Source organism: Arthrobacter sp. ZGTC212, assembly GCF_002929255.1.
In the GTDB taxonomy this organism is placed as follows: Bacteria; Actinomycetota; Actinomycetes; order Actinomycetales; family Micrococcaceae; genus Arthrobacter_B; species Arthrobacter_B sunyaminii.
Genome location: NZ_PJIJ01000003.1, coordinates 111438 through 124341, shown reverse-complemented (window position 1 = coordinate 124341; position 12904 = coordinate 111438). Strand labels below are relative to the sequence as shown.

Genomic DNA, 12904 nt, shown 5'->3' with positions numbered 1-12904 from the left:
GAATCCTTAGGAAACTGGGAGGTCCTGATCCATGCATCGTTCTTCACCGTGCCATCGTGACGAAGCGTTGTCCATGGAACTCAGGACAAGTGAGCCTTCGCCCCCAAAAAACCCGGGGGATCCGCGCCCCGTTGACTTATGTCCGGCTGCGGCGCCACAGTGACGGTGTGACTGAGAACCGCTTGCCTGAACAGTCCGGATCCGATTCTTCCCTGGATCAGAGGGCGGTCGCAGCTGCCCGGGCCATTCCCGCTCACTTGGTGCAGGAAAAGGGACACGGGCACGCCGGAACCGCCATGGCGATGGCGCCGTTGTCCTATGTCTTGTTCTCCAGGGTCCTGCGCCACAGTCCCGCACACCCGGACTGGCCTGCCAGGGACCGCTTTGTCCTGTCCGCAGGACATGCGAGCCTCCTGCTGTACATCCAGCTTTTCTTTACCGGCTACGGGCTGACGCTGGCCGATCTGGCCGCCGGACGTTCCCTGGGATCGAAGACTCCGGGGCACCCGGAGGTTCACCACACTCCCGGCGTCGAAATGAGCACCGGACCGCTGGGGCAGGGTGTGGCCTCCGCCGTCGGCATGGCAGCGGCCGCACGCCATGAACAGGCGGTCTTCACTCCCGGCTCCGACCTTCTGGACCACACCGTTTGGACGCTTGCCGGTGACGGCTGCCTGCAGGAGGGCATATCCGCCGAAGCCTCGAGCCTCGCCGGCACCCTGGGCCTGGACAACCTGGTGCTGATCTGGGATGACAACGGCGTGACCATCGACTCCCCCACGAGCGAAACGTTCTCCGAAGATGTCCGCGCCCGCTACGCGTCGTACAACTGGCGGGTTCTCGCAATTGACGACATCACCGATCTCGACGCCGTTGAAGCCGTGCTTCGACAGGCCGCCGAGAGGACCGGCCGGCCCACCTTTGTCGCCGTGAAGACGGTTATCGGTGCTCCCTCCCGCAAGTTTGGCGGCACGCCTGCCGCCCACTCCGGCGGGTTCGGACCCGAGGAAGTGGCGGAGGTGAAGAAAGCACTGGGGTACGCCCGCGACGCCGAACTCAAGGACCTGGTCGACGACGAGTTGCTGCGGCACACCCGCAAGGCCACTAAGCGCGGAGCCCACCAGTATTCCAAGTGGGAACGCGCCTACGGTCAGTGGGCGGCGGAGCACCCGGGTGACGCCGAGCGGTGGACCCGGTTCCGCAGCGGTGAAGTCGATGCATCGGCGCTGTCAGAAGTTTCAACGGGGAATCAAGGCGACCTCATCGCCACCCGCACCACCAACGGTGAGGTTCTCCAGGCTCTGCGGTCCACTGCGCCTCTCTGGGGCGGTTCGGCGGATCTGAGCGGTTCCACCAGCGTGGCCGTTCCCGGCGAACCGTTCTCCGCGCAGAACCCGTCCGGTGAGTTCATCCGCTTCGGTGTTCGGGAACATGCCATGGCGGCAGCTCTGAGCGGCATTGCCCTGCACGGACCGTGGCGGCCCTTTGGCTCCACCTACCTCGTGTTCAGCGACTACATGCGTCCCAGCATTCGCCTCGCGGCGCTGATGGGGCTGGGGGTGATTTATGTTTTCTCCCATGACTCCGTGGCGGTGGGCGAAGACGGGCCGACGCACCAGCCCGTGGAACAGCTCGCCTCGCTGCGGGCCGTCCCCGGGCTGGATGTGGTCCGGCCCGCAGACTCCGTGGAAGTTCTCGCCGTGTGGAGACGCATCCTTGCGTCTGCGGACCGGCCGGTGGCACTTGCCCTGAGCCGGCAGAAACTTCCCGTTCTGCCGTTCGCGCTGGCGGCCGACGACGGCGCCGGCCGGGGCGGATATGTTCGCTGGCAGAACGGCGGCGGGGAGGATCTGGCGTTCATCGCCACGGGCAGCGAAGTCTCCCTCGCCGTCGAGGCCGCGCAGGTCCTCGAAGGCGAAGGCATTCATTCGCGCGTTGTGTCCATGCCCTGCGTTGAATGGTTCAGCGAGCAGGACCCGGACTACCGCGAACATGTCCTCCCGGCCGCGCTGACAGCCCGGGTGACGGTCGAAGCCGGACGCGGAGACGCCTGGTACCGGTGGGCCGGCAGCGGCGGCCGGGTGGTTTCCATCGACCGGTTCGGGGAGTCCGGCTCGGGCAGCGAAATTCTGCATCTTCGCGGCATCCACCTGGACAACGTCCTTGCTGCGGCCCGGGAAACCCTGCGGGGATAACCTCCGTCCGGGGAGCAACACGGCGATACCCACAAATCTACGACTTGACCTTCAAGCCCCCGAAGGTTTAACTTAGATCTTGCAACAAACGTTCACTGACACAAAGGAAATTCATTGCCCGCAGAACGCAAGCTCCCCGACAGCACCACCCTTCGCCAGCTCCGCAAACAGGGCCTGCGCCTGATCGATATCGCCGAACAGTACGGAGTCACTGAGGCTGCAGTCTGGAGGGCCCTGGACCGCGCCGGCTTCACCAAGGAACGGGCAACGTACAAGGATGTCCTGCCCTGGGAGATCGCGGACGAGCACAAGACCACCGCCGTCATGGACCGCTTCCGCGCCATCGCCAAGCAGAAGAGCGGCGGAAAACTGAGTCCGGAAGAAGATCGGCTGCTCGCTGATTGGCTTCGCGAGCTCGCCGACAACGACGTCGTGGTGAACTATCACAAGGACGCACCGCCCAACGCAGCCAGCAGGAAGGGCGGCTTCTATTACGTCCCCCGCACCGACGCGGATCAGTGGCTGATTAGGGAACCCGGCACAGCCGCCGGCTAAGCGCAGTACTGCCGGGACGCAGCAACGTCCCGGCAGACGGTTTTAACTGCCGGCCGGCGGGGCCCAGTCCAGGGGTTCAAAGGACGCGCGCCGTGCCACCCGCCTCGGCAGCTCCGGCGCCTTCTGCCCGGATGCTTCTTTGTTTCGCGGCTTTGCTGCCGCTGCGGCCAAGGCGTCCGTGAGTGGCTTGCTGTGCACAACACACAAATCGACGACGCCGGCACCGGCCGCGCCGTCGATCGTCCAGGTGAGCACCCCGGGACGCCCACAGATGACGCATGCAACTTCCTCAGAGCTCATGCGTCAATCCTATCCGTGGCCTTGGGGCCAGCTCAGGCCTGCAGCGTCACCGGACGGTGGCCGCGGCTGCCCGGTACCGCTGCAGGATCTCAGGCGCCGGAGCGGCTTCCACAGTGCTGGTGCCGGACTGTGCCCACTGCGGCCAGCTGCCCGCCAGCACGCCGGCGGCCTGCTTGGCGGCGCCGTTGGCCACGTATTCGTCGGGGTCGGGAACCGTCACGGGCAGCCCGAAGACCGCCGACACTGCGTGCTGCAGCGCGGCTGACCGGGCGGCACCGCCCACGAGGATGACCCGGCGGACCTCGGTTCCGACGGCGGTCAGGGCGGCCAGACCGTCAGCCAGCGAGCAGGCGATGGCTTCCACGGCCGCGCGGGCCAGGTTTTCCGGGGTGAAGTTCTGCAGCGTCATGCCGTGCAGGGATCCGGTGGCGTCGGGCAGATTGGGTGTGCGTTCACCCTCGAAGTAGGGCACCATGGTCAGGCCGCCGGCTCCGTCGCCGGCGGCCTGCGCCAGTTCAGTCAGCGCGGGCAGGTCCACGTTCAGCAGGGCCGCCGTGGCGTCCAGCACCCGGGATCCGTTCAGGGTGCACACCAGCGGCAGGTAGTGGCCGGTGGCGTCGGCGAAGCCCGCAACCAGACCGGTGGGATCCGACGTCGGTGCGGCTGATACCGCAAAAACCGTTCCGGAGGTGCCTACGGAGACGACGACGTCGCCCACTTCCGCGCCCACGCCCAGCGCAGCACCGGCGTTGTCCCCGCTGCCGGCACCGATCAGCTGCCCGGCCGGCGTGCGCAGTTCCGCTTCCAGCGGCTCCAGCACCCGGGGCAGCACCGGAACGTGGCCAAGGGTTTGCTCCAGCACCTCCGGCAGGTACTTCCCGGTGGCCGGAGACCAGTAACCGGTGCCGGATGCATCGGAGCGGTCGGTGCACAAAGCGGCAAGACCGGCGGCGCCGGAGCCCGGCCCGTAGCCGGCCAGCCGCCAGCTCAACCAGTCATGGGGCAGGCAGACAGCGGCGGTACGGGCCGCATTTTCGGGCTCGTTCTCCGCCAGCCAGCGCAGCTTGGCGGCAGTAATGGACGCCACCGGCACGGTCCCGGTGGCCCGGGCCCAGTACTCCGCGCCGTCCAGGCCGGAGGAGGCTGCGGCGTCGTCGATCATGGCGCGGGCCGCGGCGGCGGAGCGGACGTCATTCCAGAGCAGGGCCGGCCGGACCACGGCGCCGTCCGCATCCAGGCACACCATGCCGTGCTGCTGGCCGGATACGGCAATGGCGGCCACGTCCTCGATGCCGCCGGCCGCAGTGACGGCTGCCTGCAGCGCGGTCCACCAGGACTCCGGATCCACTTCGGTGCCGGGGGCATGCCGGGCGGTGCCTCGGCGCAGCACGGCTCCGCTTTCGGCGTCACGGATGACGATTTTGCAGGACTGCGTGGAGCTGTCCACTCCGGCGACCAGGGGCATGGCTTGGACCTTTCAGGGAAAGCGGAAGGAAGGCGGCGAAAGCGGGCAGGTGCAGTTCAGGCCCGCGGCGGCCGGCAGCGCATCAGCGACAGGGTGCCCGCCACCTGCAGTTCGCCGGCGGAAAACGGCAGCAGCACGGTGTCGCCGGCGGCAAGCGGCCAGGCGCCGTCAGCCGTGGTCAGCGTTCCGGCGCCGTCCAGCACCACCAGGACGCTGAATCCGGGGTCCAGGACGGCAGAGCCGGCGACGTCGGTTCGCTCGGCCCGGAAATATGGACCGGCGGCTGCCGCCAGAGTGGAGTCGCCGGTGCCGCCGCGCACCACCAGCGCGTCAAGGTCCGCCGTACTGAGCGCGCGAGTGTCCGTAGCCTGCAGTGCCGTGTCGAAGCCCAGGCCCAGATGGCCCTGGGTGGTGCCCTCGATCGCGAAGTCCTTCCACTCCAGCAGGATGGAGAGGTCCTCCGGCTCCTGGACCTCCACCAGGAAAATCCCGCTGCCGATCGCGTGCGGGCAGCCCGGCGGCACGTACACGCTGTCACCGGGGCGGACGTCCACGCGGTGCATGGCGGCCAGCATGGCTTCCACCTCCTGGCCGTCCACCCAGCTGCGCAGTTCCTCCGCGCTGACCGCCCGGTTAAAGCCCAGGTGCACCGAGCCGCCCTCCAGGATGTACCAGGCTTCGGCCTTGCCGTGCCTGCGGCCCAGGTGTTCGGCGGCGAAATCCTGCTCGGGGTGCAGGTGCACCGGCAGCCGCTGCCCGGCGTCGAGCAGTTTGACCAGCACCATGGTGTCGGCGCCGTAGCGGGCCAGATGCTCCGGGCCCAGCCAGGAGGCAGGGTCGGCACTGATTTCGTCCCGGAGCAGCCGGCCCGTCGAAACTTCGCTCAGGCCCAGCACGGGTTCGCCGAAGAGGGTGGTGGTTGACCCTACCCAGTCCTCGGGAACCCGTTCACCGGATGCGGCGGTGCCGCGGAAGGCACGGATTTTTTCGCCGCCGCGGTAGAACCTGTCCGCGGGCTGGTTGCTGGGCAGAAAGATCGGGGCAGTCACTGGATTCCTTCGGTTGGCTGGCTTGCGGAGCCCGGGTCAGGCGGACAGTCGGTGCTGGTGCCGCGGCGGCTCAGCTGCGTGGGAAGCACTACGGTTTCAGGGTCAAAGTCCTCGCCGCGGATCCGGCGGAAGAGCAGCTCGGCTCCCAGCGCGCCCAGGGCGTAGTTGTCGTAGCTGATCACCGTCAGCGGCCGCGGCATGAGGTCGGAGAGGTGGAAGTCGTCAAAGCAGACCAGGGGTTCGGCGCGGCGGTGGGCCCAGAGCGCGCGCAGTGCCCCCACCCCCGAGCGGTTGTTGCCGCAGAAGAAGGCGGTGGGCGGCTGTTCCTCCGCCAGGATGGCGTCCATCCGCCGCGCGGCCTTTTCCGGTGTGGCCACGTTGTGGACCACCTGGGACTCGTCGAAGGGCAGTCCGCGGTCCGCATAGGCCTGGCGGACGCCGTCGAGCCGTTGGCCCATGGTGGGCATCTTCAGGGTGTCGATCAGGATCCCGATCCGGGTGTGCCCCTCGTCCAGGAGCAGCCCGGCGCCGGCGCGTGCGCCGGCAAAGTTGTCCAGCACCACGGCGTCCGCGTCCAGCCCTTCGGGGCGGCGGTCCAGGAAGACCATGGGCGTGCCCAGGTCCATTTCCTTTTGCAGGCCGGCGTGGTCTCCGGAGGTGGGCACAATCAGCAGCCCGTCCACCCGGCGGCGGCACAGGTCCTGCACGGCCTCGAGCTCGTCGTCGGCGTTTTCTCCGGAGTAGGAGGTGATCAGCTGAAAGCCGTTGGCCCGGGCGACGTCAGCCACCGCTGCGGCGATGGTGGCGTAAAACTCGTTGCGCAGGTCCTTGATGAGCAGCCCGATGGTGGCGGTACTGGAGCCCGAGCGCAGCACCGCTGCAGCGAAATTGGGCCGGTAGCCCAGCTCCTCGGCGGCCTCCTGCACGCGGCTGGCCATCTGTGCATCCACGCTCTGCACGCCGTTGACCACCCGGGACACGGTTTTCAGGCTGACTCCGGCGCGCTGCGCCACGTCCGTCATGGTGGGTCGGCGGCCCTGGTGATGGCTGTCGGCGTTCATGTGACCCCCTTGTTGCGTGACGTGGCTGTTGCTGAAGTGTGTGGTTTAGACAACGTTGTCTCACATGTATAACATGACGGGACAACGTTGTCCGAATGTCGTGCGTCACTCCCTCGGCCCCGGTTTCCGCGAAGAAGCGGACGCTGCGGAGCCGGATTACGCCCGCCGTCCGGACGCGTCAGAAGAGACTACAAAGGAGTATCTACATGAAGGCACTCAAGAGCGCCGCACTGCTCGGAGCCTTGGCACTGAGCGCCCTCTCCCTCTCCGCCTGCACCGAGGACATGAGCGCCTCGGCCGGCGGCGAGCAGAGCACCGAGGTCAAGGCAGTGGGCCTGATGGTTCAGGACCTGGGCAATCCGTTCTTCAACTCGATGAAGAACGGCGTGGAGGCAGCCGCCAAGGATCTGGGCGCCACCTTCTCCGCGCAGGACGGGCGCCAGGACCTTGCCGCGCAGAATGACCAGATCGATGCCTTCATCCAGCAGGGTATCGACGTGCTGCTGATCAACGCGGTGGATTCCGAGGGCGTTGGGCCCGCCGTCCAGCGTGCCCGCGACGCCGGTATCACCGTCGTCGCCGTGGACGTCGGAGCCAAGAACGCCGAAGCCACCGTCACCACGGACAACGTGCAGGCAGGCCGGCTGGCCTGCGAAAGCCTGATCGAGCAGATCGGCGGCAAGGGCGAAATCCTGATTGTGGACGGCACCCCCACCACCTCCATCCAGGACCGCGTCACCGGCTGCGAGGAAGCCCTGGCCGCCGCGCCGGACGTCAAGGTGGTCGGACAGCAGAACGGTGACAACGGCCGCGAGAAGGCCCTGACCCTGACCACCGATATGCTCACCGCGTCCCCGAACATCGCGGGCATCTTCGGCGTCAATGACCCCACCGCTCTGGGCGCCAACCTGGCCGCCCAGCAGGCCGGCAAAACGGACCTGATCATCACCGGTGTGGACGGCTCCCCCGAGGCCGTGGCTGAAATGGGCAAGGGAACCTCCATGTTCAAGGGCACCGCCGCCCAGGACCCGAACCTGCTCGGCTCCACCGCGCTGGAAATGGCCGTGAAACTGCGCGCCGGCGAAACCCTGGAAGAGGACACCGTGCTGGTGCCCAGCTCCCTGGTTGACGCCGCGAACCTCGCGTCCTACAAGGGCTGGAAGTAACAAGGCCCGGCAGTATCAACGACGACGGCGGCCGTCACCGGCCGCCGTCGTTCCCCACCGCACCACACAAAGGCTGCAATGCAATGACTAATCCATTACTGCGCATGAGCGGAGTCAGCAAGAAATTCGGCGGCGCCGTAGCCCTCGAAGACGTTCACCTGGAACTGCATGCGGGCGAAGTTCACGCGCTGATGGGGGAAAACGGGGCCGGCAAGTCCACCCTCATGAAAATCCTGTCCGGCGTGTACACCCCGGATGCAGGCACGATTGAGCTCAACGGCGAGCAGATCTCCATCGCCAACCCCCGCGACGCCCTGGCCAAGGGCATCGCCATCATCCATCAGGAACTGAACACGGTTCCGGACATGACCGTGGCGGAGAACCTGTCCCTGGGCAGCGAGCCGAACCGCGGCGGCATCCTCAACCGCAGGGAACTGCGCCGCTCGGCCCGGGAGAAACTGGACCGGATCGGCGCCGACATTCCGGTAGACCTGCCCATCGGCCGCCTCTCCGTAGGCATGCAGCAGATGGTGGAAATTGCCCGCGCCGTCGCCGAAAACGCCAAGATCCTGGTCCTGGACGAACCCACCGCCTCCCTCTCCCAGGCCGAAGCGGAACGGCTCTTCGAACTGGTGGAGGACATGCGCGGCCGCGGCATGGCCCTGGCCTACATCAGCCACCGGATGGAAGAGGTCTGGAAACTCTCGGACCGGATCACCGTGCTGCGCGACGGCCGCTGGGTCTCCACCACCGGCCGCAGCGAAGCCACCCCCGAAGACATCGTGAACCGGATGGTGGGCCGCGACGTCGACAATCTCTACGTCCATGAGGACCGAGAGCCGGGCGCCACCGTCCTGTCCGTCCGCGGACTGACCAACGGCAAGGGCATTGGCCCTGTGGATCTGGACATCCGTGCCGGCGAAGTGGTGGGCCTGGTGGGCCTGGTCGGTGCCGGCCGCACCGAACTGGCCCGGATGATCTTTGGCGCCGACGCCAAGACCGGCGGCACCGTCAGCATCGACGGCAACGAGGTGCAGATCAGCAGCCCCGGTGACGCCATCGCCCACCGGATTGGCCTGCTGCCGGAAAGCCGCAAGGAGCAGGCCCTGTTCCTTGACATGTCTATCCGCGACAACGCCGCCATGAGCACCTTCGGGAAGTTCAGTTCCGCCGGCCTCATTAAACGGCGCAGCCTCCGCGACGCCGTCAAGGGTGAAGTTGCCTCCCTGCGCGTGCGCAGCACCTCCATCGACCAGCTGGTGCGCGGCCTCTCCGGCGGCAACCAGCAAAAGGTGGTGCTTTCACGCTGGCTGATGCTCGAGCCCAAGGTGCTCATCCTCGATGAACCCACCCGCGGCGTCGATATCGGCGCCAAGCAGGAGATCTACCGCATCATCAATGACCTGGTTGCCCGGGGCGTGGCGGTGCTGGTGATTTCCTCCGACCTGCCCGAGGCACTGGGCATCAGCGACCGCGTCTTCGCCGTGCGCGACGGCCAGCTGGTGAAGGAATTCAGCCGTGCAGAAGCAACCGAACAATCCGTCATGATGTACGCCACCGGCGTTGCCACCGAAGGATCCGCCGAATCCCAGCTCCTGGGGGAAAAGTAACATGTCCACACTTACAAAAAACCCGTCCTCCTCTGCTCCCGCCGCCAAGAAAGGCCCGGACCTGCCCTGGCTCTGGGACCGGTACGGCATCCTGGCCGTGCTGGTCATCCTCGTGGTGATGATGAGCATGTTCGCGCCGAACTTCCTCAGCGTGGACAACGGCCTGAACGTGGCGCGCGCCGTGTCCATCAACGCCATCCTTGCCGCCGGCATGACCCTGGTGATCCTGACCGGCGGCATTGACCTGTCGGTGGGTTCCGTCGTCGCCCTGACCGGCGTCAGCTCCATCCTGCTCTGGACCGCCGGCGCCCCCGCCATTGTCGCCGTCCTCGGCGGCATTGTGGTGGGCGCTGCCACCGGCCTGATCAACGGCAGCCTGATTGCCTACCTGGGCCTGCCGGCGTTCATCATCACCCTCGGCGCCCTGACCTACATCCGCGGGTTCTCCTACTCGCTGACCGACGCGCAGCCGCTGATCGCCAGCGACCTCGGCTTCCGCGCCCTGGGCAACGGCGGCATTGCCGGCATTCCGACGCCGGTGGTCCTGATGATCGCGGTCTACGCCATCCTCTGGTTTGTCCTGGAGCGCACCACCTTCGGCCGGCACATTTACGCCATCGGCGGCAACGCTGAAGCCGCCCGCCTGGCCGGCATCAAGGTCAAGTGGACCCTGGTCCGTGTCTACCTGATCATGGGCGCCTGCGCCGGCCTGGCCGGCGTCATCTTCGCCGCCCGCGTGGAATCCGGCCAGCCCAAGGCCGGCGAAGGCTACGAACTGGACGCCATTGCCGCCGTCGTCCTCGGCGGCACCGCCCTGGCCGGCGGGCGCGGCCGGATTGTGGGCACCCTTATCGGTGCGCTGATCATCGGCGTGCTCAGCAACGGACTGGTGCTGATGAACGTTCCGTTCTTCTACCAACTGGTGGTCAAGGGCATTGTGATCGTCCTCGCCGTGGGCATCGACGGGTTGAAGAACTTCAAGCGCGCCTGATCCCTTTTCCTGCACGTCCGGGCCTGTCCCCTGCTGAGGCAGGGGGCAGGCCCGCGTTTTATCCCTCTTCCTTCTCATGTCCAGGACAAACCATGAATCTTGCAGACAGCTATGTCATCGGTGTCGACTACGGCACCCTCTCCGGCCGGGCCGTGGTGGTCCGGGTGTCCGACGGCACCGAGCTCGCCGACGCCGCCTACCCCTATCCGCACGCCGTTCTCACCGACGCACTGCCCGACGGCGGCCCGCAGCTGCCGCCGGACTGGGCACTGCAGGTGCCGCGCGACTACGTACAGGTGCTGCAGCACGCGGTCCCCGAGGCCGTGCGCAAAGCCGGCATCGACCCTGCCCGGGTGGTGGGGCTGGCCACCGACTTCACCGCCTGCACCATGGTGCCGGTGACGGCCGACGGCGTTCCGCTGTGCGAGCAGCCCGGCTTCGCCAACCGTCCGCACGCCTATGTAAAACTGTGGCGCCACCACGCCGCCCAGGCGCAGGCGGACCGCATCAATGAACTCGCGGCCGAGCGGGGCGAGTCCTGGCTCTCCCGCTACGGCGGGCTGGTCTCCTCCGAATGGGAATTCGCCAAGGGCCTGCAGGTCCTGGAAGAGGACCCGGAAGTCTATGCCGCCATGGAGCACTGGGTGGAGGCCGCTGACTGGATTGTCTGGCAGCTCACCGGCAGCTACGTGCGCAACGCCTGCACCGCCGGCTACAAGGGCATCTACCAGGACGGCCGCTACCCTTCCGCCGACTTCCTGGCCGGACTGAACCCGGACTTTGCCGGGTTTGTGACGGACAAGCTGGAACACCGGATCGGGCAGCTCGGCGATTCGGCCGGAACCCTCTCGGCGCAGGCTGCGGCCTGGACGGGACTGCCCGAGGGCATTGCCGTGGCGGTGGGCAACGTGGACGCCCACGTCACCGCCCCGGCCGCGAAGGCCGTGGAACCGGGCCAGATGGTGGCCATCATGGGCACCTCCACCTGCCATGTGATGAGCGCCGAGGGTCCGGCCGACGTGCCGGGCATGTGCGGGGCCGTGGACGGCGGCATTGTGGACGGGCTCTGGGGCTTTGAAGCCGGGCAGAGCGGCGTGGGTGACATCTTCGGCTGGTTTGTGCGCACCTGCGTTCCGCCGGCCTACGTCTCCGCCGCCGCGGAACGAGGTCTGGACGTGCACCAGTACCTGACCGAGCTGGCGTCCCGGCAGGCCATCGGCGAGCACGGGCTGCTGGCCCTGGACTGGCACAGCGGCAACCGTTCAGTGCTGGTGGACCATGAACTGTCCGGCGTCTTTGTGGGCCAGACCCTGGCCACCGCACCCGAGGACATGTACCGGGCCCTGCTGGAAGCCACCGCTTTCGGCACCCGCGTGATCGTGGAGGCCTTCCGGGACAGCGGCGTTCCGGTCCGCGAACTGACTGTCGCCGGCGGCCTGTTGAAGAACCGCCTGCTGATGCAGATTTACTGCGACGTGCTGAACATGCCCATCTCGGTGATCGCCTCGGAGCAGGGACCGGCACTGGGCTCGGCCATCCACGCGGCCGTGGCGGCCGGCGCCTATCCGGACATCCGCGCCGCCGCCGAAGCCATGGGCAACGTGCAGCGCAACGCCTACCTCCCGGACCCGGAGAACGTCCGGGCCTACCAGCAGCTGTTCGAGGAATACCGGACGCTGCATGACTACTTTGGCCGCGGCGGCAACAACGTAATGCACCGACTCAAAGCCATGCGCCGCGCCGCCGTTGCCGGCCGCACCACTTCCCCGATTGGAGTTTCGTCATGACCCAGCACGTTTCCACTCCCGATTCCGCCACTCCCGGTGCCGCAGCCGGCATTCCCGCACACCTGCGGGACGACGTCGACCGGCTCAAGGCGGAGGTGGCGGCCCTGCACGGGGAGCTGACCGCCAACGAGCTGGTGGTGTGGACGGCCGGCAACGTGTCGGCACGCGTTCCCGGGGCGGACCTGATGGTGATCAAGCCCTCCGGCGTGGCCTACGCGGACCTGACCGCCGAGAACATGGTGGTCACCGACTTGTTCGGGACGCTGGTGGAAGGCGACTTCGCGCCGTCGTCGGACACCGCCGCGCACGCCTACGTGTACCGGCACATGGAACACATCGGCGGCGTGGTGCACACCCATTCCACCTACGCCACCGCGTGGGCCGCCCGCGGAGAAGCCATTCCCTGCGTGCTGACCATGATGGCGGACGAGTTCGGCGGGGAAATTCCGGTGGGGCCGTTTGCGCTGATCGGCGATGATTCGATCGGGCAGGGCATTGTGCAGACCCTGTCCGGCTCCCGCTCCCCCGCCGTGCTCATGCAGAACCACGGGCCGTTCACGGTGGGCCGCGATGCGCGTGCTGCGGTGAAGGCTGCGGTGCTGTGCGAGGAAGTGGCACGGACCGTGCATATTTCCCGGCAGCTCGGGGCGCCGCTGCCGATTGGGCAGGCGCAGATCGACTCACTGTTCAACCGGTACCAGAACGTGTACGGGCAGCACTAGGGA

11 protein-coding genes are annotated in these 12904 nt (G+C 67.3%); 7 read left to right on the top strand and 4 right to left on the bottom strand.

Going from position 1 to position 12904, the window contains the following annotated elements; all coding sequences use genetic code 11:
* The first annotated feature begins 167 nt into the window (after positions 1-167).
* Both CXQ89_RS12815 and CXQ89_RS12810 read left to right on the top strand, forming a co-directional pair.
* Complete coding sequence (locus CXQ89_RS12815; protein ID WP_258060088.1) at positions 168-2195, top strand: transketolase; 2028 nt, start codon at positions 168-170, stop codon at positions 2193-2195.
* 114 nt (positions 2196-2309) lie between these two features.
* A complete protein-coding gene (locus CXQ89_RS12810) occupies positions 2310-2750 on the top strand; it encodes a hypothetical protein (RefSeq protein WP_104054991.1) in 441 nt (146 codons plus the stop codon).
* Positions 2751-2792: 42 nt separating this feature from the next.
* On the opposite strand, the gene CXQ89_RS12805 is transcribed toward CXQ89_RS12810, so the two are convergent.
* Genes CXQ89_RS12805 through CXQ89_RS12790 form a run of 4 tightly spaced genes read right to left on the bottom strand, consistent with a single transcriptional unit; the run spans position 2793 to position 6625 of the window.
* On the bottom strand, positions 2793-3050 hold the full coding sequence (locus tag CXQ89_RS12805) for a hypothetical protein (protein ID WP_146067251.1): 258 nt from the start codon (positions 3048-3050) through the stop codon (positions 2793-2795).
* Between the two features lie 46 nt (positions 3051-3096).
* Positions 3097-4515, bottom strand: a complete 1419-nt coding sequence (locus CXQ89_RS12800; RefSeq protein ID WP_104161542.1) for a xylulokinase — start codon at positions 4513-4515, stop codon at positions 3097-3099.
* Positions 4516-4571: 56 nt separating this feature from the next.
* Complete coding sequence (locus CXQ89_RS12795) at positions 4572-5564, bottom strand: class I mannose-6-phosphate isomerase (RefSeq protein ID WP_104054988.1); 993 nt, start codon at positions 5562-5564, stop codon at positions 4572-4574.
* Positions 5561-6625, bottom strand: coding sequence for a LacI family DNA-binding transcriptional regulator (locus CXQ89_RS12790; RefSeq protein WP_219815609.1), 1065 nt, complete (start codon positions 6623-6625; stop codon positions 5561-5563). Before CXQ89_RS12790 ends, CXQ89_RS12795 begins: the two co-directional genes overlap by 4 nt.
* 206 nt (positions 6626-6831) lie before the next feature.
* Here CXQ89_RS12790 and CXQ89_RS12785 point away from each other — a divergent pair, with 206 nt between their 5' ends.
* The 5 genes from CXQ89_RS12785 (at position 6832) to CXQ89_RS12765 (ending at position 12901) form a co-directional block, all read left to right on the top strand.
* Entirely contained in the window at positions 6832-7791 is a 960-nt protein-coding gene (locus CXQ89_RS12785) for an ABC transporter substrate-binding protein (RefSeq protein WP_104161541.1), read from the top strand.
* A gap of 83 nt (positions 7792-7874) precedes the next feature.
* On the top strand, positions 7875-9401 hold the full coding sequence (locus CXQ89_RS12780; protein WP_104054985.1) for a sugar ABC transporter ATP-binding protein: 1527 nt from the start codon (positions 7875-7877) through the stop codon (positions 9399-9401).
* A 1-nt stretch (position 9402) separates the two neighbouring features.
* Positions 9403-10392 (top strand): ribose ABC transporter permease, encoded by a 990-nt coding sequence (locus CXQ89_RS12775; protein ID WP_104161540.1) that lies wholly within the window; start codon positions 9403-9405, stop codon positions 10390-10392.
* Between the two features lie 92 nt (positions 10393-10484).
* Positions 10485-12179 carry a ribulokinase gene (gene araB, locus CXQ89_RS12770; protein ID WP_104161539.1) on the top strand — a complete coding sequence of 565 codons (1695 nt, stop codon included), beginning with the start codon at positions 10485-10487 and terminating at the stop codon, positions 12177-12179.
* Positions 12176-12901: an L-ribulose-5-phosphate 4-epimerase gene (locus tag CXQ89_RS12765; protein WP_104054982.1), complete on the top strand. Its 726-nt coding sequence runs from the start codon at positions 12176-12178 to the stop codon at positions 12899-12901. Before araB ends, CXQ89_RS12765 begins: the two co-directional genes overlap by 4 nt.
* Positions 12902-12904 lie beyond the last annotated feature (3 nt).

Coding starts and splice junctions, on each gene's coding strand:
- CXQ89_RS12805 (WP_146067251.1), bottom strand. CDS start 3,050: ATGAGCTCTGAGGAAGTTGCATGCGTCATCTGTGGGCGTCCCGGGGTG.
- CXQ89_RS12800 (WP_104161542.1), bottom strand. CDS start 4,515: ATGCCCCTGGTCGCCGGAGTGGACAGCTCCACGCAGTCCTGCAAAATC.
- CXQ89_RS12790 (WP_219815609.1), bottom strand. CDS start 6,625: ATGAACGCCGACAGCCATCACCAGGGCCGCCGACCCACCATGACGGAC.
- CXQ89_RS12785 (WP_104161541.1), top strand. CDS start 6,832: ATGAAGGCACTCAAGAGCGCCGCACTGCTCGGAGCCTTGGCACTGAGC.
- CXQ89_RS12780 (WP_104054985.1), top strand. CDS start 7,875: ATGACTAATCCATTACTGCGCATGAGCGGAGTCAGCAAGAAATTCGGC.
- CXQ89_RS12775 (WP_104161540.1), top strand. CDS start 9,403: ATGTCCACACTTACAAAAAACCCGTCCTCCTCTGCTCCCGCCGCCAAG.
- araB (WP_104161539.1), top strand. CDS start 10,485: ATGAATCTTGCAGACAGCTATGTCATCGGTGTCGACTACGGCACCCTC.
- CXQ89_RS12765 (WP_104054982.1), top strand. CDS start 12,176: ATGACCCAGCACGTTTCCACTCCCGATTCCGCCACTCCCGGTGCCGCA.